The following is a 17724-nucleotide window of genomic DNA, read 5'->3' as shown; positions in this document are numbered from 1 at the left end:
CCCCTTTCATTCGCCTTCTGTGCGAATCATCGAGTAGAGATTACTATGTCCCACACATCCCCCGAACCCGAGACACCATCAGACGAGACGATTGCCCGAGAAGCCACGCTCGAAGACGTCGAGACGGTCGCCGCACGACTCGGTCTCGGTCCGGACGACATCGAGCGCTATGGGTCGCACAAAGCGAAACTCCGACAGGACGTAGTCGACGCCGCTCGCGAACGTGGCCGACGTGGGTCGCTCGTACTCGTGACGGGCATCACACCGACACCGAAAGGTGAGGGAAAGACCGTCACCTCGGTCGGCCTCGCGCAGGGGTTGTCCCGCCTCGGAGAAGACGTCGCCGTGGCCGTCCGTGAACCGTCTCTTGGACCAGTCTTCGGCATCAAAGGCGGTGCGGCCGGTGGTGGTTACTCGCAGGTGCTCCCGATGGAGGACATCAACCTCCACTTCACCGGCGATATCCACGCTCTGACTGCCGCACACAACCTCGTCTCGGCGATGCTCGACGCGCATATCCACCACGGAAACGAACTCGACATCGACGTCGACCACGTCTCGTGGCGGCGCTCGCTCGACGTGAACGACCGAGCACTCCGAGAGACTGTCGTCGGGCTCGGTGGCAGCGCCAACGGCCCACCACGCGAGGACGGATTCATGATTACCGCGGCGTCCGAACTGATGGCCGTCCTCTGTCTCGCGACCGACCTCCCGGACCTGCGACGACGCGTCGGCCGAATCGTCGTCGCCGCCGACCGAGATGGCGCTCCCGTGACCGTCGACGACATCGGTGCGACCGGGGCAGTGAGTGCGTTGCTCCGAGACGCACTTCGCCCAAACCTCGTCCAGACGATAGAAGGTGTGCCAGCGTTCGTCCACGGCGGTCCCTTCGCAAACATCGCCCACGGAACCAACACCCTCGTGGCCGACGAAGTGGGACTCGCTCACGCCGACTACCTCGTCACCGAGGCGGGGTTCGGGTCGGACCTCGGTGCCGAGAAGTTCCTCGATATCGTCTCTCGTCAGGGGGCGTCACCAGAAGCAGTCGTCGTCGTGGCGACCGTTCGAGGGCTCAAGCGCCACGGTCTCGATATGTGGCCGGCCGACTTCGACGCCCTCGCCGTTCCCGACCCCGAGGCTGTCCGTGATGGCCTTCCGAACCTCTTCCACCACGTCGACGTCCTCCGCGACTTCGGTCTCCCGGTCGTCGTCGCTATCAACCGCTTCCCCGGCGACACCGACGCCGAAGTCGACGCGATTCTCGACGCGTGTTCGAACCGTGAGATTCCGGCCACCATCTCGACTGCGCACGCAGATGGCGGTGCAGGCGCCGAGGAACTGGCGACACTCGTCCGAGAACAGGTCGAGTCGGGACGAGCAGCCCTTCGTCCGATGTACGAACTCGACGACTCGCTCCGCCAGAAGATTTCGGCCGTCGCGACCCGCGTCTACGGAGCGAACGACGTGACGTTCTCGAAACAGGCAGAGAAAGACCTCGAACGCCTCACAGAGAACGGGTTCGACTCCCTCCCGGTGTGTCTCTCGAAGACGCCGTACTCCCTCTCTGACGACGCGTCGAAGACGGGCGTTCCGACCGATTGGACGCTGCACGTCCGCGAACTCTACCCCGCCGCCGGTGCCGGATTCATCGTGGCGCTCACGGGCGACGTGCTGACCATGCCGGGGCTCCCTGCTCGCCCCGCCGCTCTCGACATCGACGTGGACGACGACGGCGAGATTCACGGCCTGTTCTGAACCGTCGCACCCGCCGCCTCCTTTTTGCCACTTCCTGTCGTATCGTTGCCATGGATAGCACACGACGCGAGAACGGTCTCAGAGCACGATTCGACGACGGAGAGGTTGCACTGGGCGTTCTCGACACCGCGTACAGCCCGACACTCGTCGAGTTCTACGGTGACCTCGGTCTCGACTTCGTCTGGGCTGACCTCGAACACGGTGGCCCGAGTCCGTTGGATAGTGGTGCGATGGAGGACCTGCTTCGGGCGGCCGAACGGTCGGGAACCGAACTCGTCGTTCGACTCCCGAATACCGACCCGACGCTCGTCCGAAAGGTACTGGACCTCGGCGTCAGGAACGTGTTTCTCCCTCGTGTCGAGTCGGCCGAAGCGGTTCGAACCGCGGTTCGGTCGTCGCGGTTTCGGTACGAGGATGGGCCGGGCGACCGCGGACTCGCATCACCTCGTGCCCGTCGGTGGGGTCTCGTGGACGACTACGTGGAGACCGAAGATAGAGAGACGCTCGTCGGCGTCACGATAGAGAATCGTCAGTCGCTCGCAAATCTCGATTCGATTCTGTCGGTTCCCGAGTTAGGATTCGTCTTCGTCGGCCCGTTCGACCTCTCGGTCTCACTCGGGCACCCCGGCGAGATAGACCACCCAAAAGTCCGAGAAGCAGTCGAGACGATTCGCTCGACTGCCGTCGATGCTGGCGTCCCAGTCGGTGGTCTCGGGTTCGGGATGGACGACGTGAACGAGAAGGCGTCGAACGGCTATCAGATGCTCAACCTCGGGAGCACGACCGGCGCGCTGAAAGGAATCGTCGAGGGGTGGTTCGATGCCTACGACGGTGACAGACCCGTCTAACCACCCTGTACCCCGACCCGCCGAGTAGTGGTATCGACGACGGCGTTCGTCGTCCCGGAGAGGTCGATGAGGAGTGGATACTCGTCTATCATCCCGTTCCAGAGTACCCTGGCGTGGTCGTATTCGGGCTCTTCGGGTTGGACGAGTGTCCCCTCGAACATCGAATGTATCACCTGTAGCTGTTGGTCACTGATACTGCAGGACGAGATGTCGTGCCATAGTTCGGCAGAAGGATTAGTCCCATCGAGACGAACGGAGACCGAGCGTGTCGGTTCGATGAACGGAACGGATGTCCCGTCCGTGGGCGGCTTACTCGGGGTACTGAAACGCGATGCTGTACATCTCTCCGACCGACTCCGACCCGATAGCCGTCTCGAGACGGTCGGCATCTGCGGCCAGTTGGTCTCCCAACTCGTCCGGCAGTTTCGAGGCGAACGACCGCGCTACGTTCGCGTGTGCCCGGACGTGGTTTTCGGTCCACGGGACCGGGTCGAGGAGCGTCCACTCTCTGTCGAACGTCCATCCATCACCGACGAACAGGCGTCGAACGACGTCGGCGGGGTAGAACGTCAGTGCAGGCCGTCCACGAGCCAACTCCGACGTGGCGTTTTCGAGCGCGAACAGTTCGCGTATCGCCGCATCAGACGGGAGCGGTTCGTAGTCGTCTACGACGAGGTGGCAACCGGGGCTCGCAACCCGTCGAAACTCGCCCACGACCGCGTCGAGCGACTCCGGTGGGAGAACGTTGAACAACCCGTGTGCTGTGATTATCTCGACCGAGTCGTCTGCGAGCGGCAGGCTACGGAGGTCTGCTTCCAACACGGCAGTCCGGTCTGGTTCGGCGCGAGCGACTCGCTCAGAAACCGCCTTCGCGTGGGCAGCGTCGTTCGTGACGGCGTAGACGCGACTCGCGCCAGCGGCGAGGAGGCCGGCAGTCGTGTTTCCGACACCTGCACCCGCTTCGAGACAGACCGCGCCACTCACTGGCCGGTCTTCGAGGGCGGTCGAAACGGTCGTCGGAACGTCCATCCTCTGCGTTCTCCTCGGTCAGTGGTGGAGTTGCTCGGGGACTGGACTCTCGTCGTGACGGAGTTTCTCGACGAGCGAGCGCTGGGCGGATTCGTCCATGCCGTCGTATCGAGTCGCGGCGTCGAGGACCATCGCCATCAGCTTCGGGTCGCCCATACTGACGACGCTCGTCAGACCTTGTGCGGCCGCGAAGTCGAATCGCTCTTCGATTTCGCGCGGTGTGTCGACCGGTTCGTACCAGTTCGCGTACGGGCGGTCTGCTTCCGGCAGTTCGTCTGTCGACGGCCACGGTCCCTTGGCGAATGCCTTGATTCCGAGCGTCCCGATACCCTCCTCGGCGGCGCGTTCGAGCACTGCCTCGTAGTCGTGGTCAGCGTCGTCTTTCCCCGCGACGACCGGGTTCATCGGGAACATCAGCGTCTCCAGGTCGTCGATACGGTCGATAGCGTCGAGGATGAGTTGCGGTTCGCTGTGACTCGTCAGGCCGATGTGGCTGATGAGACCGTCGTCTTTCGCCTCACGGAACGCTTCGAGCGCACCACCCTCGCCCGTAATCGTGTCGAGTTCCTCCTCGTATTCGAGGCCGTGTACTTGGTAGAGGTCGATGTGGTCGACACCGAGGCGGTTCAGCGACTGTTCGAGTTTCCGTTTCGCCCCTTCGTAGGTTCGCTCTTGGGTCTTACAGCCGAGGAAGATTTCGTCGCGGTGTTGCCGGAGTTTCGGCCCCAACTTCAGTTCGGTGTCCCCGTACATCGGGGCGACGTCGAAGTGGTTGACCCCTCGGTCGAGGACGAGTTCGACCATCTGGTCGGCACCCTCCTGTTCGAGCCAGTTGAGTGCGATGGTCCCGAACGTCATGATACTGCTGTCGTGACCTGTCTCACCGAGCGGACGTGTCTTCATACGAACACAGTCATCCGCGTCGATGAAAAACGTGTGTCCCTCCCGACTGGAAGAACTCGGGTGCCGGTCTGTCGTGATTCCGAGAACGGTCTCACGACCGAATCTAGCGAGTATATCCTGGTAGGCAGTGTCACTAGTAGCGGTGGTGGAAATGCCAACGATTCTTGTCAAGCACGCAGTCGAGGACTTCGATACGTGGAAGCCCTACTTCGACGACCACGATAGCACCCGTAGAGAGTACGGTTCACAGGGGTACCGCCTGTTCAAACTCTCTGAAGATTCGAACGACCTCGTTATGGTGTTCGACTGGGACACGATGGAGAACGCACAGACGTTCCTCGAGTCGTCAGACCTTCGTTCAGTGATGGGAGAGGCGGGCGTCATCGGCGAACCCGAGATATACTTCCTCGAAGAAATCGAGTCGAAACTCCCCGAAGAGCCGTTAGCGTAACGTTCGACTCGACCGAAAGAGCGCGGCGTTCAGAATCGCTATTTTTCCGACTGTCTCCCTGACGAACGTCCGAGAGTGTAGGATTGGGCTATATCACTCTGTGTCGTTCCCCTCCGCTGAACGGTCAACTCTTCCGACGCATTTCGAGACCGACCAAGTTTTATCACCCGCTAGCAGAGCGCCGAACGTAGCGTATGGACGCCGACAACCAATTCGAAGATCCGATTGCGGCCGCACTTCTGAGCGATTCGATCTACGAGAGCCTCCGGGTCCGCCGGCGCAGTTTGTTCAAACAACCACTCTCGCGAAAACTCGCGTGGCAGAGCCTCATCCTCGGCTCGCTCGCGATGGTCCTCCCGCTGGCGATGGCGTTTCCGGAGTCGACACAGGCCCTCTTCCCCGCTGGCGACCCGCTGACCTCGACACCGAAGATTCTCCTCTTAGGGGCGTACGCCGGGATTATCGAGGCTCTCGCGGCAGTCGCACTGGTCTACGTCGGATACAGACGGATTCGGCACGGTGAGTCACTGACCGAACAACAAGCAGGTCGCCTGCTGGATATCGAAGAGATGGCGTCGCTGTTTAGTTTGGTCACCGGACCGTTCGCCGTCCTCGCGTTCGATGGCGTCTTCCTCCTCGGACTTGGCGGCCAAGACACCATGGCGTCGTTCTTCGCCGTCGGTGGAGACAATCCATTCGCTGCGACGACGATTCCGGTCTCGCTCCTCGAGGTGACAGTGGCGGCGGGTGTGCTGGCGGTTCTCGTCTTCGCGGTCAGCCGGCTGTTCGAACGTCGTCTCCACTGCTGACGTCGAAGCCCTCCCTCGGCCCTTCGAGCACTGCGAAGGCGGGCGCACACCACGGTCTCGGCACTGACTCGACCGAGAGCGGTCCTGTTTTCGCGAACTGTCGAGACCCCCGGCCAGATTCCTGTTTCCGCAGTGGGGTATATGCTGTCTGCGAGCGAATATCGAAGTCGACGATGAGCGAACACGTACACGATATCGAGAACCTTCCATCGACACCGAGCGACCTCGCGGCGAACCACCCCGACGTGTGGGAGCAGTACACCGCACTGGGCGAAGCGTGCGCGGATGCAGGCCCAATCGACGGCGAGACGAAACGACTCGTAAAACTCGCACTCGCAATCGGTGCACAGTCAGAAGGTGCGGTCCACTCGCACGTCCGACGAGGACTCGACGAGGGAATCTCTCCGGAGACTCTGCGCCACGCGGCCATCCTCTCGATTCCAACGCTCGGGTTCCCCAAGGCGATGGCCGCGCTGAGTTGGGTAGAGGACCTGACCGAGTAACGACGAATCCGTCCGGAACCCTCTTTCCGACGCAACGAACGACCAGTCACGACCACGGAGGTGGCGTCGGCGACACCACCCGGTAACACTCACGTCGCCAGAAACTCAAGTCGTTCCGGCCCCTACTCTGGTCCAATGGCAAACCCAACTCCAACTCCGGGTATCCACCACGTAACGTGCATCGCGGGCGACCCGCAAGAGAACCTCGACTTCTGGGTCGAGACGCTCGGTCTCCGACTCGCGAAGCGCTCTATCAACCAAGACGACCCCAGCACCTACCACTTCTTCTTCACAGACGCGGAGGGGACTCCTGGGACCAGCATGACGTTCTTCCCCTGGGAAAACCTCTCGCGAGGGAAGGTCGGCACTGGACAGGTGTCTCGAACTGCATTCCGCGTTCCCGAGGGAAGCCTCGACTACTGGGAGGACAGATTCGACCAGTACGGCGTCGACTACGACGACCGAATCGAGCGGTTCGGAGAGACGGTGCTTCCCTTCCGCGACCCGGACGGCTTGCCGGTCGAGTTGGTCGAAGTCGAGATTCCCGACGACGACCCGACCGTCCCGTGGACGGAGTTCGTTCCCGAGACGTCCGCCATCCGCGGATTCCACTCGGTGACGCTCTGGATCGCCGACCCCGAACCGACGCAGGACCTGCTTCGGACGATGGGATTCGAAGAAGTCGGGACGGAACAGGCGCAAGGCGACGTGGCCGGCGACGAACGGACGCGATTCGCCGCATCGGGACCGGTTGGGAAGTACGTAGACGTCGTCCCCACCATCGAAAGCAGCAGACAGGGCCACGGAACAGTCCACCACGTGGCATTCCAGACGCCGACCGACGAAGACCAAGAGTCGATGCGGAAGGCAGTCCAGTCGAAGAGTCTTCGCCCGACTCAGCAGATAAACCGACACTGGTTCCGGTCGGTCTACTTCCGAGAGTTCGGTGGCGTGCTGTTCGAACTCGCCACGAACGGCCCTGGCTACGCCAGTGACGAACCACTCGACGACCTCGGTGGGCGACTCGTCCTCCCCGGTCAGTTCGAATCACGGCGCGAACAGATAGAAGCAGGATTGGCAGACGTGACGATTCCACGAGCAGAGTCGGTCGAAGCAGACGACTGAAGACTCCGTAATCGACGGTTTCTCTTTTCTATTCGGTCGGGTCTTCACAGCCCTCACTGTGAGCGTTCATCCGCAGGTGTGAGGATTCGACCCGGACCAATTGTCCAAATAGAAATACTGACTTCGTCAACAGAACATCACGAACGATTATGTATTTTCACGTCCATCTAGCTGTCTATGGGTGACTACTCATTTTCACGACGGTCGTTCCTTCTCGGTTGTGGGGTCGGCCTCGGAACACTGGCAGGTGGGACTGGAACCGCGCTCGGTCAATCGGGCGGGCGGTACATCGTCGGGACGAACACACCACGGGCGACACGGGCGGCGAAACAGGCAGCGAACGCTGTCCACCGAGAACTCGACTTCGGAACACTCGGGAACGCAGTCGCGGGGACCTTTACCGAAGCGGCGTTGCAGGGGCTTCGAAAGAATCCTCACGTTCGATATATCGAAGCAGACGGGACGATGCACGCGATTAGCATCGACTCGGCCGACCCAGAGGTTCCATGGGGTGTAGACCGTGTCGACGCGGAGAAAGCCCACTCTGGTGGCGCGACGGGTGCCGGCGCACACGTCGCGATTATCGACTCGGGCATCGATTCGGACCACCCGGACCTCCGAGGTAATCTGGGAGCTGGGAAGGCGTTCGTCTCTGCGCGCGGGCCGTACGCGAAACCGTGGGACGACGACAACGGCCACGGGACTCACTGTGCCGGTACCGCAGACGCTGTCGATAACGGAACGGGCGTCGTCGGCGTCAGCACGCAAGCCACGCTCCACGCGGTGAAAGTCCTCGACAAAAACGGGAGTGGACAGTACTCCGACGTCGCCGCCGGCATCAAATACGTCGCAGACCAGGGATGGGACGTCGCGAGTCTCAGCCTCGGTGGGCCAACGTCGAGGACTATCGAGGACGCGTGTCAGTACGCGTTCGACAGAGACGTCTTACTCGTCGCCGCGGCGGGCAACGACGGGGTGAACGTGAAGGACTCCGCACCGGCGACGTACGACACGGTCATGGCAATCAGCGCCACCGACGACCGTGACCGACTGGCCAGTTGGTCGAACTACGGTGCAGACATAGAACTCGCCGCACCGGGTGTGAATATCTACTCGACGTACCCCGGTGGCTACCGAACGTTCTCGGGGACGTCGATGGCCTGTCCACACGTGAGTGGTGCCTGCAGCCAACTGATTGCACAGGGGTACACGCCTGCCGAGGCACGGCAACGCCTCAAGGACACCGCAGAGGATATCGGCCTGCCCAGCAGTCAGCAAGGCGCTGGCTTACTGGACGTCGAAGCGGCAGTTTCCGGGTCTGTAGACGCGTCTCCGTCTGTCTCGTGGGCATCTCCAAGTGGTGGCGAGACAGTCTCGGGGACGGCAACGCTCGACATTGCCGCCGGCGACACCGAAGACTCGTCCGGGTCGCTGACGGTCGAATGGCGGGTCGACGGTGGTGACTGGAACCCGACGTCGTACGGTTCGGAGAGTGGCTATTACGAAGCGAGTTGGGACACCACTCTGCTTTCGGACGGAGACCACACGCTCGACGCGCGGGCGACAGATAGTGCGACGAACTCCTCGACGGCGACAGTTACCGTCACCACCGAGAACACCGACAACGCCCCAACAGTGTCGTGGGAGTCGCCGACGGCGAACGAGACGGTTTCGGAAACCTCCACGCTTCGAATCGGCGCCAGCGACGACCGGGCGACGACTGACTCCCTCGTCGTCGAGTACGAACTCGACGGCAGCGGAACGTGGTTGCCCACTTCGTACAACAGTTCGACCGGATTCCACGAAGCCGAATGGGATACGACGGCAGTCGAAGACGGTTCCCACACGCTCGCCGCACGTGCGACAGACGGGAGTGGTAACACCTCCACAGTCGCCGAAATCTCGGTCGACGTAGATAACACGAGCACCGGTCCAAGCGGTACTATCTTCGAGGCAGACATCACGCAAGCCAACTCACGGAATCCCCACGCAGAGTTCTCCATCCCGTGGGGTGCGACAGATTCTGACGGAAACCTCGGCAGTATCGAACTGACGTTGACGCAGACCGCACCGTCGACCGACCGAGAGGACTCGGTGACGATAGACGTGAGTGGCGGGTCAGCCAGTGGGACGACGACACTCACCGCAAAGCACGATTCGGGGTCGGGGAACACCTACGACGTGACGATTTCGGTGTCTGACACGACCGGAAAGACGGGCGGCGAAACTGTGTCGATTACCGAAACCGGTGTGTGAGTCTGAGCACCCCCCGTAACTCCCAACGACGGGGTGTTCGGGCTGAAACCCGACGACTCACGGATTTGTGGTTTGTCTCGGCCCTTTCGGAATGACGGCTCGGAGAATGTACGGCAGTAACGACCCCTGGAAGACGATAGAGAGCACAGCGACGCCCAACACCATCGCTTGCAGAGTGTCACGAAACGGAATCGAACTGGGGAGACTGAGGACGAGGGCGACCGGAACGACGGTGTGGAGGCCGCTCCACACCATGATGTGCTGGTAGTTCCGTGCGACAGATTCGGACGACGTCCGGTTCAACGCTCCGACGAGCGTGTACACGACTGTCGCTCGCGTCACCAAGACGAGGACGACGGTCAAGACGACGAGGTCGAGGTGACGGAGGAGTTCTGCGACCGACACCTGCATCCCGATGAGCAAGAACAGATAGGTGCTGATGAGGAACGCCGCGGCGTCCCACATGTTTTCGAGATAGTCGATGTTGTCTGGGTGAATCGCGTCTCGCTTTCCGTACGACCCGATGACCAGCCCAGCGGCAACCGTCGCCAACACGCCGCTCACACCGAGGAGTTGGTCGGCGAGCAAGTAACTCCCGTACGGGAGGAAGATAGTCAAGAGTAGGTCGACCATCCGTTCTTCCTCCGCGCGCAGAACGAGGTAGACGGCGAACCCCGAGACGATGCCGAAGACGAGGCCACCGATACTGACGAAGATGATGTCCCACGCGACGGCGAGTGCGTCGGAGAGCGACCAGAGTGTGCCGAGGTCCACCGAACCGTGGTCCGTCCGCAGGAGCACCGCGACTATCGTCGTGTACAACACGATGACGAACCCGTCACCGAGGTGGCTCTCACTTTCGACGAGGGCAGCCAGCCGAGGCGGTGCATCCACTTCTCGGAAGATTCGGATGACAGACACGGGGTCGACTGGATAGACGATGGTGGCGAACAACAGCGAGACGAGGAGCGAAAATCCGAGGAGGTGACTCCCCACCCATCCGATGAAGGCGATTGCAACTGGCAACCCAAACACCGTGATTACGAGGACGAACGGGAGATTATCCCAGAAGTGACCCGGTTCGATCTCTGTCGCCCCCTGAAAGAGCACCGTCGGTAAGAAGACGACCATGATGAGGTCTGGTGACAGCGGAATCTCCAGTTGTATCCCGAGAACCGCGACCGCGAACCCGACCAGAACCAGTCCGACGATGTACGAGATTCCGACTCGGGAGGCGAACACGCGAACGGCGATACTGATAGCTAAGACGAGGAGCAACTCTGAGAGAACGACGACCGTCTCAGCCATATCTTATTCAACGGGTGAGTGACTGTAAATGTCTATGGCCAAATAGGAGTGCCGCGCGCAGTTCGTCCGACCTGCAGCGCCCGACACCGTGTCCAGCACGGCCACTTCGGCACGTCGTGTGTCTCGAAAACTTATGTCTCGGCGGAGACGTCTACGTCCATGAACTGTCGAACCGGGTGTACGGGCGGATGACCTTTCACATCGGGCTCTGCCAGCTGACGTTCGACCCGTCCGAGACTATCACTGACCTCACCGACCGAATGGCTGCCGCCGTCCGACAGGCAGGTCCGGCCGACCTCTACATCATGCCGGAACTCGTCGGAGCAGGCCCAACCTACGACTCGAATCTCTCTCCGGCAGACCGCCCATTGCCAGACGACGCGATTTCTCACCTCCACGAACACCTGCGTGAACTCGCCAGCGACGAGGACGCAGTCGTCGTCGGTGGAACGTATCCTGTGGCGACGTCAGACGCGAGAATCGCCAACAGATGTCCGGTTGCGACCCCCGATGGTGTCGTGACCTACGACAAGCAGAACCCCATTCCCGAGGAACGAGATGCGGGCACCCAAGCGGGTGACGCCGAACCGCCGTTGCGTACCCACAACGGTGTGACGATTGCACCGCTGATTTGCTACGATGTCGAGTTCCCCGAGTTGGTTCGCTCAGTCGTCGACCGAGGTGCGGAGGTGTTGGCGGTTCCCTCGTGGACAGCATCGACAGCGGGTGCGGAACGAATCCGTCGGTGTGCTGCCGCCCGTGCGGTCGAAAATCAGTGCTACGTGGCGACCGTTCCGCTCGTCACCGACTCGGACGCCGACCCTGCTGGAACGGGTCGGAGCGCCGTCTTTGCACCGTGTGACGACGTCTGCGGACCGGGTGGAACGCGACTCACCCTCCCGTTGGACCAACAACTCTCCAGGACGTGTCCAGTCGACATCGACGACATCCACCGCTCCCGAGCAGACGCGAGCGTCAGACCCTACAGCGATTATCGTCGGCAGGACTGACAGTCTGCACACCCCTGGCGCCTCCTGCCGAATCAAAAGTACCATGCCACCCCGCTACACAGTGGACCATACTGAGGTGGTTCCTGTGACCAAAAAACGCGAATACAAAGACGCCTACCCCAAGAAGACGCTGTACATCCCCGGTCCGACAGAGGTGCGCGACGACGTCATCGACGCGATGTGCGAACCGATGTTCGGTCACCGCATGGACCAGATGACCGACCTCTATACGACCATCGTCGAGGACACGAAAGAGTTCCTCGGCACCGACAACGACGTCATCATCCTCACGGGGTCGGGCACGGAGTTCTGGGAGGCGTCGACGCTCAACCTCGTCGACGAGAACATCCTCTGTACGACCTGTGGCAGTTTCAGCGAACGCCACGCCAACGTCGCAGAGCGACTGGGCAAGAACGTCGACCGACTCGAATACGAGTGGGGCAAGGCAGTCAAACCCGAGGACGTCCGCGAGTATCTCGAACAGAGTGACACAGACTACGACGTCGTCACCTGCGTGATGAACGAGAGTTCGACCGGCGTCCGCAACCCAATCGAAGAGATCGGTGACGTCGTCGCGGAGTACCCAGACACGTACTTCGTCGTCGACGCCGTCTCCGCGCTGGGTGGCGACTACGTCGATATCGACGAACACAACATCGACGTTCTCTTCGCGTCGTCGCAGAAGGCGTTCGCGATGCCGCCAGGGCTCGCTATCTGCACCGTCAGCACGGACGCCTACGAGCGCGAACTCGAGAAAGATTCGGCGTCGTGGTACGGCGGGTTCCAGCGCTGTATCGATTACTACGACCGGAAAGGCCAGACGCACTCCACGCCCGCGATTCCCATCATGCTGGCCTACCGCAAGCAGATGAAACACATGCTCGACGAAGGCCACGACGCGCGTGACCAGCGCCACCGCGAGATGGCCGAGTACACGAGAGAGTGGGCCAACGAGCACTTCGCGATGTTCCCCGAGGAGGGCTACGAGTCCCAGACGGTGGCCTGTATCGAGAACACGCAGGGTATCGACGTTGCAGGAACCATCGAACAGGTCAACGAACAGTACGACATGGCCTTCTCGAACGGCTACGGCTCTGCACTCGGTGAGAAGACGTTCCGTATCGGTCACATGGGCGAACACGACGTGGAGTCCATCGAGGCGCTGACCGACGCCATCGAAGACGTCTCAGGGTTGTAAGCCGGCCACACATCGACGCATTCGTTCGCACCGACCGGTCGGGGTCGATACCCAACCGGCGATAATGGTCCCGTGATTTTTGTGTGCCTATCTCCAACCACGATTGTATGAGCGACACAACTCTCTCGACGTACGAACTCACCGGAACGCGAATCAGCCCCAAGCGCATGGAAGTCGATACCGGCGACGCGACGTTCGTAATCGGGAAAGACGTCAATCCAGTCGAATACTTCTTGGGTTCGATTCTCGGCTGTCTCAACTCGACGACGACGATGGTCGCCCGAGACATGGGTATCGACATCGACGAACTCGAAGTGACCGTCGAAGGCGGCGTGAACTACGCGAGATACAGAGGCGAAGAGAGCGACGACCGACCCGGACTGCAGGGCGTCGAGGTGACGATGTCCGTGGACGCAGCTGCGGACGAAGAAGAACTCGAAGCGTTGCTCGCGGCCGTCGAAGAGCGGTGTCCAGTCACCGACAACGTCGAAAACGAGACAGGCATCGACGTTAGCCTGGACGTGCAGTAAGCACAGACGCTGTCACTACTCCCGCAGGAACGACTCGTCTCCGTATCTCTCGCGGAGCCTCTGGAACTCCTCGTGCTCGGCACGAATCTCTGATGTCTGGTTCTCGTAGACGTACTCGAACATCGAGTCGGGGTCCGCCTCGAACGACTCCATTCGGTCGATTGCGGTAGCGAGTATCTCGTCGATTTCGTCGTCGATTTCGTCGACTCGGCCGTCGTCGAGTCGTTCACTCTCTCGAAGGAACGCCTCGAATCGGTCGAGTGGGTCCTTCTGTCGCCACTCCTCGACTTCTGCTTCGTCGCGGTAGACCGACGGGTCGTCTGCCGTCGTGTGTGCGCCGTATCTGTACTGTACCGCTTCGACGAGCGTCGGTCGCGGGGTCTCACTCGACGCGTCGAGTGCTTTCTCGCGGGCGGCACTGGTGACGACGTACATCGCCAGTGGGTCCATCCCGTCGACCAGCACACCTTCGAACCCGTAGGCGTCAGCCTTCTGTGCGAACGTTCGACTCGCGGTCTGTTCGTCTCGTGGAGTCGATATCGCCCACTGGTTGTTGTTGCACACGAACAGTGCGGGGACGTCGAACACGCCCGCGAAGTTCAGTGCCTCGTGGAAGTCTCCTTCGCTCGTCGCACCGTCGCCAAAGTGGCCGACTGCAACGCGCGGTTCGTCTCGGAACTTCATCGCCATCGCCATCCCAGTGACGTGTGGGAGGTGGTCTGCGATGCTGATGTTGAGCGGGAAGACGTTCCGGTCTGCGAGTGCCTCGTGGCCCTCCTCGTGGCCCGCCCAGTAGAGCAGATACTCCCACGGGAAGTCACGTGCGACGACAGCGCCGTGTTCACGGTACTGATACGAGACGACGTCCTCCTCCGAAAGCGCGTACATCGACCCGATTTGCGACCCTTCTTGTCCCGCGAGTGACGCGTAGGTTCCGATTCGGCCCTGTCGCTGGAGACTAATCATTCGCTCGTCGAATCGCCGACAAAAGCGCAGGTCGCGAAACATCGAGACGAACGTCTCGTCGTCGAGGTCCGGCACGAGGTCCGGTGCCACGACCGTGCCGTCGCTGTCTAGTACTTGCACTCTCTCGTCCGGTCCACGCGACAACACGTCCGACACCGTGTCCATTGTTGGCAGTTGGTTCGCTCACGGCAGATATGAAACCCTGCGTCGGTCCACCCGACCGTGGCACCCGTCTCTCGGCACGCGTCCGTTCTTACGACGGTAACTTCTTCTTCAGAATCCGGATGACTTTGTCACCGTTCGGTGTCTCGCCGAGGGCCGTCTCGGCACGGTCGACGATGTCCTCGCTCGTTGCTCGGTTATCGCCTCGTGCACAAGCGGGTGAGAGTTCTCTCTCTGTATCGTCGCAGTCGCCCGACCCCGTGTCGTCAGCAGCGACGATCCCAATCCCTCCCGTGAGCGTCATCATCACGAGCACGCCGACGACGACGAGTCTCACTGCCACTGTTCGAACCATACTGGCTGTGTCACTGGTAAACAATATCAAGATATTGTACATACTTCTGCCAGGATAGTCCGCGTTCGAGACCGACGTGACTGCGCGTCGTCTCCGCGCTGTTCGTCACCGCCCTTCTGTGAGGGACTGACGTCGAGTGAACCGCGAGTGTCGGTGCGGCCTGGACGCCGCAAAATAGACAGGCAGCCCACAATTATTAACGATTCTCTCACATCTATGAGCGTATGGCACAAGCGAGACCCCCCGTCGAACGACTCATGACGACAGGTATCCTCACCGTCAGCGCCGACTCGACAGTTCAGGATGCCGCGTCGACGATGCTGGTCGAAGGTGTCGGCTCACTCGTCGTCGTCGACGAGCGCGACGAACCGGTGGGGATGTTTACGAACACCGACCTCGCCGAATTCGTCTCCGAAGGAGACCGAAACGCAGACGCGAGGGTGTCACAGTACATGTCGAACGCTGTGTTCACCATCGGTGTCGGGAGTTCGCTCCGCGAGGCGGCCGCGAAGATGATTCGACACGACGTTCACCACCTTCCAGTCGTCGGGGACGGTGACCGAATCGTCGGGATGCTCTCGACGATGGACCTGACGACACACTACTCGTACACGACGGGCAGCGACGTGGAGTGAGGTTCGGCCCACCGTCGGTCGCTGGGTGTCGGCCGTGTCACCTTGGATGGAACTCCGACAGCGGTCAGCAGTAACCCCAGAGAAAACGGTGTTCTTCCACGTGGCGTGGATTATTCGTCACCAAGCCGTTGGACGATGTCGATGAACTCCGTGTCGATGTCGGTGTGGTGGTGGACGATGTGCCACTCGCCGTCTTCGCGGTGGTAGACGTTCGTCGTACGGTACGCCCCTTCGACTGACTCGCCGCCGAGTGACATCGAGACGTTCTCGGTGACGAGTTCGATTGCGACGTCTCCGAAGACGTGGAAAATCTGGTCAGACAGTTCGATCTTCCCTCCCTCGGCCATGTCGGCCACCGCCTGCCACGGACCTCGAACTTCGTCCCATCCTACTTCGCGCCCACCGATCGGGTGCATCGTCGTCACGTCGTCCCGGTGTGGCCAAAGTTCTATCATCGCGGTAGCGTCTCCGTTCGCCATCTGTGTCAGTGCGTCGTAGAATTTGTCAGAGGTTGCCCGAACGCCTTCGTCTGCTTGTTTGATTGCCATCGTAGACTCTCACTAGTCGAACGTCGAGTGCGGCAATAAAATATCACTATTAATACCATAATACGTTGTCAAAGACAAAAAGAACCTCACTAAAACCGGTTGTATCAGACTCGTCTGTTCCGATGACTCGACAGATGTCCAAGTGTGCTTCGTTCGCACATCGTCGGCGACTCGCCCGGTTACGCTAACTCTGGAGGCCACACCGACTTCTTCCCGTGTCCGTCGTAGAACCCTCGGTAGTCTGGGTGGACGCAGTCACGCTCGCTGTACGGGACGTGCGGCGCGAGTTCGTCCAGTTCACGCTCGAGTACGTCGAAGGTGACGATGCCGCACCCCGTACACTCGTACGCCGTCGACCCGAGACCCGGATACTGCAACTCGCGGCGCTCGAACTCGCCGCCACAGGAACACTGTTGGTCGTGTGCCTGCAATTTGTCACGGCGGACGAAGCCGTACGAACCGCTACAGTGGTCGCACCGTCGGGTTTTGATGTAGAGTTGGACGTTCGACTCGTCGGTGAACGGCCCCGTCGTGCCACAGTTCGGACAGTCCGGCCCCACGAACACGTTCTTTTCAGGGTCCACGAGAGCCGTTTCGACTTCGTACATCCTGTCGTACAGGACGAACGGGTCGTGACGGACGTAGGCGTTGTGCCTGACCTCGGGTGGGGTCTTATGCGCCGGCCGGAAGCCGAACTTCGCATAGCACTCGTCGGCCGCAGCCTTCCCCACGTTGGGTGCGTATCCCTCAACCCAGTCGATGACCTCGATGGCCCCGTCGGACTTCCGCTTGTAGTAGACTGGGCCGCTGCCTGCATCGGCAGAGTTACTCACGCCGAGCACACAGCCGTACTCGCCTGGCTCCAACACGAGGTCCATGTAGGGACCGTAGATAGTGACGTCGTCGTGTCGTGGCCGAGAGTACTGTTCTGGTGACGGCTCGTACCGCCGACTGGTCGTCAGCGCGAGGACGCCGCCGTCGTCGCCGCGCATCGATTTGTCGGTTAGTGTTATGAAGTCGTTCACCGTGAGGTGTGGCCGAACCCGCGCAAGCCGTTCTTCGGGGTCGACGACGCCAAACGAGAGAACAGTCCAAGAACCCATAGTGTAAGCTCGAATAAACTAGTAATAAACGGTTGCATATGACATCGAGCTCACAGACGCTCACCGTGAGTCAGAATTGTCGCCCGGAGCACTAGCAGTCGACAAACTACAGGTAACACGTCGGGCACCTCGACCTTCTCGCCCTCGGCAACCACGCTCTTGGCCTCCATAGTCCAGCGGCCGTAACCGGTGCGGTTCGTCACTTCGTAGCGTCACTCGAGATGCGTCAG

19 protein-coding genes are annotated in these 17724 nt (G+C 61.0%); 11 read left to right on the top strand and 8 right to left on the bottom strand.

Going from position 1 to position 17724, the window contains the following annotated elements; genetic code table 11:
• Window positions 1-45: 45 nt before the first annotated feature.
• Window positions 46-1755 (top strand): formate--tetrahydrofolate ligase, encoded by a 1710-nt coding sequence (locus GJR99_RS14720; protein WP_151113462.1) that lies wholly within the window; start codon window positions 46-48, stop codon window positions 1753-1755.
• 50 nt (window positions 1756-1805) lie between these two features.
• Window positions 1806-2603 carry an HpcH/HpaI aldolase family protein gene (locus GJR99_RS14715; protein WP_151113460.1) on the top strand — a complete coding sequence of 266 codons (798 nt, stop codon included), beginning with the start codon at window positions 1806-1808 and terminating at the stop codon, window positions 2601-2603.
• Here the strand turns inward: GJR99_RS14715 and GJR99_RS14710 are convergent.
• From GJR99_RS14710 to GJR99_RS14700, 3 genes are all read right to left on the bottom strand, one after another.
• Window positions 2600-2764: a hypothetical protein gene (locus GJR99_RS14710; RefSeq protein WP_154326010.1), complete on the bottom strand. Its 165-nt coding sequence runs from the start codon at window positions 2762-2764 to the stop codon at window positions 2600-2602. The two genes, GJR99_RS14715 and GJR99_RS14710, sit on opposite strands and share 4 nt — an antisense overlap.
• Before the next feature lie 148 nt (window positions 2765-2912).
• On the bottom strand, window positions 2913-3632 hold the full coding sequence (locus GJR99_RS14705; RefSeq protein ID WP_151113458.1) for a class I SAM-dependent methyltransferase: 720 nt from the start codon (window positions 3630-3632) through the stop codon (window positions 2913-2915).
• 18 nt (window positions 3633-3650) lie between these two features.
• The gene (locus GJR99_RS14700) at window positions 3651-4535 is read right to left on the bottom strand and encodes an aldo/keto reductase (RefSeq protein WP_151113456.1); all 885 of its coding nucleotides are present in this window, start codon (window positions 4533-4535) and stop codon (window positions 3651-3653) included.
• Between the two features lie 151 nt (window positions 4536-4686).
• On the opposite strand from GJR99_RS14700, the gene GJR99_RS14695 reads away from it, so the two are divergent.
• The 5 genes from GJR99_RS14695 to GJR99_RS14675 all read left to right on the top strand — a co-directional run bounded on the left by GJR99_RS14695 (window position 4687) and on the right by GJR99_RS14675 (window position 9679).
• Window positions 4687-4986 (top strand): cyclase, encoded by a 300-nt coding sequence (locus GJR99_RS14695; protein ID WP_151113454.1) that lies wholly within the window; start codon window positions 4687-4689, stop codon window positions 4984-4986.
• Between the two features lie 194 nt (window positions 4987-5180).
• Window positions 5181-5795, top strand: coding sequence for a hypothetical protein (locus tag GJR99_RS14690; RefSeq protein WP_151113452.1), 615 nt, complete (start codon window positions 5181-5183; stop codon window positions 5793-5795).
• A gap of 173 nt (window positions 5796-5968) precedes the next feature.
• Complete coding sequence (locus GJR99_RS14685) at window positions 5969-6298, top strand: carboxymuconolactone decarboxylase family protein (protein ID WP_151113450.1); 330 nt, start codon at window positions 5969-5971, stop codon at window positions 6296-6298.
• Window positions 6299-6433: 135 nt separating this feature from the next.
• The gene (locus tag GJR99_RS14680) at window positions 6434-7423 is read left to right on the top strand and encodes a VOC family protein (protein ID WP_151113448.1); all 990 of its coding nucleotides are present in this window, start codon (window positions 6434-6436) and stop codon (window positions 7421-7423) included.
• Window positions 7424-7600: 177 nt separating this feature from the next.
• On the top strand, window positions 7601-9679 hold the full coding sequence (locus GJR99_RS14675; RefSeq protein WP_151113446.1) for a S8 family serine peptidase: 2079 nt from the start codon (window positions 7601-7603) through the stop codon (window positions 9677-9679).
• A gap of 57 nt (window positions 9680-9736) precedes the next feature.
• Here the strand turns inward: GJR99_RS14675 and GJR99_RS14670 are convergent, their stop codons facing one another.
• Window positions 9737-10987: a cation:proton antiporter gene (locus GJR99_RS14670; protein WP_151113444.1), complete on the bottom strand. Its 1251-nt coding sequence runs from the start codon at window positions 10985-10987 to the stop codon at window positions 9737-9739.
• Window positions 10988-11175: 188 nt separating this feature from the next.
• On the opposite strand from GJR99_RS14670, the gene GJR99_RS14665 reads away from it, so the two are divergent.
• The 3 genes from GJR99_RS14665 (at window position 11176) to GJR99_RS14655 (ending at window position 13725) form a co-directional block, all read left to right on the top strand.
• Window positions 11176-11997, top strand: coding sequence for a nitrilase-related carbon-nitrogen hydrolase (locus GJR99_RS14665; RefSeq protein ID WP_151113442.1), 822 nt, complete (start codon window positions 11176-11178; stop codon window positions 11995-11997).
• Window positions 11998-12082: 85 nt separating this feature from the next.
• Entirely contained in the window at window positions 12083-13195 is a 1113-nt protein-coding gene (locus tag GJR99_RS14660) for a pyridoxal-phosphate-dependent aminotransferase family protein (RefSeq protein ID WP_151113440.1), read from the top strand.
• Between the two features lie 107 nt (window positions 13196-13302).
• Window positions 13303-13725: an OsmC family protein gene (locus tag GJR99_RS14655; RefSeq protein ID WP_151113438.1), complete on the top strand. Its 423-nt coding sequence runs from the start codon at window positions 13303-13305 to the stop codon at window positions 13723-13725.
• Window positions 13726-13740: 15 nt separating this feature from the next.
• On the opposite strand, the gene GJR99_RS14650 is transcribed toward GJR99_RS14655, so the two are convergent.
• Complete coding sequence (locus GJR99_RS14650) at window positions 13741-14856, bottom strand: thiamine pyrophosphate-dependent dehydrogenase E1 component subunit alpha (protein WP_151113436.1); 1116 nt, start codon at window positions 14854-14856, stop codon at window positions 13741-13743.
• 88 nt (window positions 14857-14944) lie between these two features.
• Window positions 14945-15208, bottom strand: coding sequence for a hypothetical protein (locus GJR99_RS14645; protein WP_151113434.1), 264 nt, complete (start codon window positions 15206-15208; stop codon window positions 14945-14947).
• A 224-nt stretch (window positions 15209-15432) separates the two neighbouring features.
• Between GJR99_RS14645 and GJR99_RS14640 the strand changes: the two genes are divergently transcribed.
• Window positions 15433-15843, top strand: coding sequence for a CBS domain-containing protein (locus tag GJR99_RS14640; protein ID WP_151113432.1), 411 nt, complete (start codon window positions 15433-15435; stop codon window positions 15841-15843).
• 110 nt (window positions 15844-15953) lie between these two features.
• Here the strand turns inward: GJR99_RS14640 and GJR99_RS14635 are convergent, their stop codons facing one another.
• Window positions 15954-16391, bottom strand: a complete 438-nt coding sequence (locus GJR99_RS14635) for a YybH family protein (RefSeq protein WP_151113430.1) — start codon at window positions 16389-16391, stop codon at window positions 15954-15956.
• A 179-nt stretch (window positions 16392-16570) separates the two neighbouring features.
• Window positions 16571-17494, bottom strand: a complete 924-nt coding sequence (locus tag GJR99_RS14630) for a hypothetical protein (RefSeq protein ID WP_151113428.1) — start codon at window positions 17492-17494, stop codon at window positions 16571-16573.
• Window positions 17495-17724 lie beyond the last annotated feature (230 nt).

The sequence above is a fragment of the Haloferax marinum genome, from assembly GCF_009674625.1.
GTDB classification, from domain to species: Archaea; Halobacteriota; Halobacteria; order Halobacteriales; family Haloferacaceae; genus Haloferax; species Haloferax marinum.
Note: the sequence above shows the minus strand (reverse complement) of the source record. Positions and strands in the feature narration are given on the sequence as shown.

Bases quoted from the DNA above. Each gene is read 5' to 3' on its own strand.
- GJR99_RS14645 (WP_151113434.1), bottom strand. From the start codon at position 15,208: ATGGTTCGAACAGTGGCAGTGAGACTCGTCGTCGTCGGCGTGCTCGTG.
- GJR99_RS14665 (WP_151113442.1), top strand. From the start codon at position 11,176: ATGACCTTTCACATCGGGCTCTGCCAGCTGACGTTCGACCCGTCCGAG.
- GJR99_RS14675 (WP_151113446.1), top strand. From the start codon at position 7,601: ATGGGTGACTACTCATTTTCACGACGGTCGTTCCTTCTCGGTTGTGGG.
- GJR99_RS14650 (WP_151113436.1), bottom strand. From the start codon at position 14,856: ATGGACACGGTGTCGGACGTGTTGTCGCGTGGACCGGACGAGAGAGTG.
- GJR99_RS14695 (WP_151113454.1), top strand. From the start codon at position 4,687: ATGCCAACGATTCTTGTCAAGCACGCAGTCGAGGACTTCGATACGTGG.
- GJR99_RS14700 (WP_151113456.1), bottom strand. From the start codon at position 4,535: ATGAAGACACGTCCGCTCGGTGAGACAGGTCACGACAGCAGTATCATG.
- GJR99_RS14715 (WP_151113460.1), top strand. From the start codon at position 1,806: ATGGATAGCACACGACGCGAGAACGGTCTCAGAGCACGATTCGACGAC.
- GJR99_RS14705 (WP_151113458.1), bottom strand. From the start codon at position 3,632: ATGGACGTTCCGACGACCGTTTCGACCGCCCTCGAAGACCGGCCAGTG.
- GJR99_RS14670 (WP_151113444.1), bottom strand. From the start codon at position 10,987: ATGGCTGAGACGGTCGTCGTTCTCTCAGAGTTGCTCCTCGTCTTAGCT.
- GJR99_RS14720 (WP_151113462.1), top strand. From the start codon at position 46: ATGTCCCACACATCCCCCGAACCCGAGACACCATCAGACGAGACGATT.
- GJR99_RS14640 (WP_151113432.1), top strand. From the start codon at position 15,433: ATGGCACAAGCGAGACCCCCCGTCGAACGACTCATGACGACAGGTATC.
- GJR99_RS14710 (WP_154326010.1), bottom strand. From the start codon at position 2,764: ATGTTCGAGGGGACACTCGTCCAACCCGAAGAGCCCGAATACGACCAC.
- GJR99_RS14685 (WP_151113450.1), top strand. From the start codon at position 5,969: ATGAGCGAACACGTACACGATATCGAGAACCTTCCATCGACACCGAGC.
- GJR99_RS14655 (WP_151113438.1), top strand. From the start codon at position 13,303: ATGAGCGACACAACTCTCTCGACGTACGAACTCACCGGAACGCGAATC.
- GJR99_RS14630 (WP_151113428.1), bottom strand. From the start codon at position 17,494: ATGGGTTCTTGGACTGTTCTCTCGTTTGGCGTCGTCGACCCCGAAGAA.
- GJR99_RS14680 (WP_151113448.1), top strand. From the start codon at position 6,434: ATGGCAAACCCAACTCCAACTCCGGGTATCCACCACGTAACGTGCATC.
- GJR99_RS14690 (WP_151113452.1), top strand. From the start codon at position 5,181: ATGGACGCCGACAACCAATTCGAAGATCCGATTGCGGCCGCACTTCTG.
- GJR99_RS14635 (WP_151113430.1), bottom strand. From the start codon at position 16,391: ATGGCAATCAAACAAGCAGACGAAGGCGTTCGGGCAACCTCTGACAAA.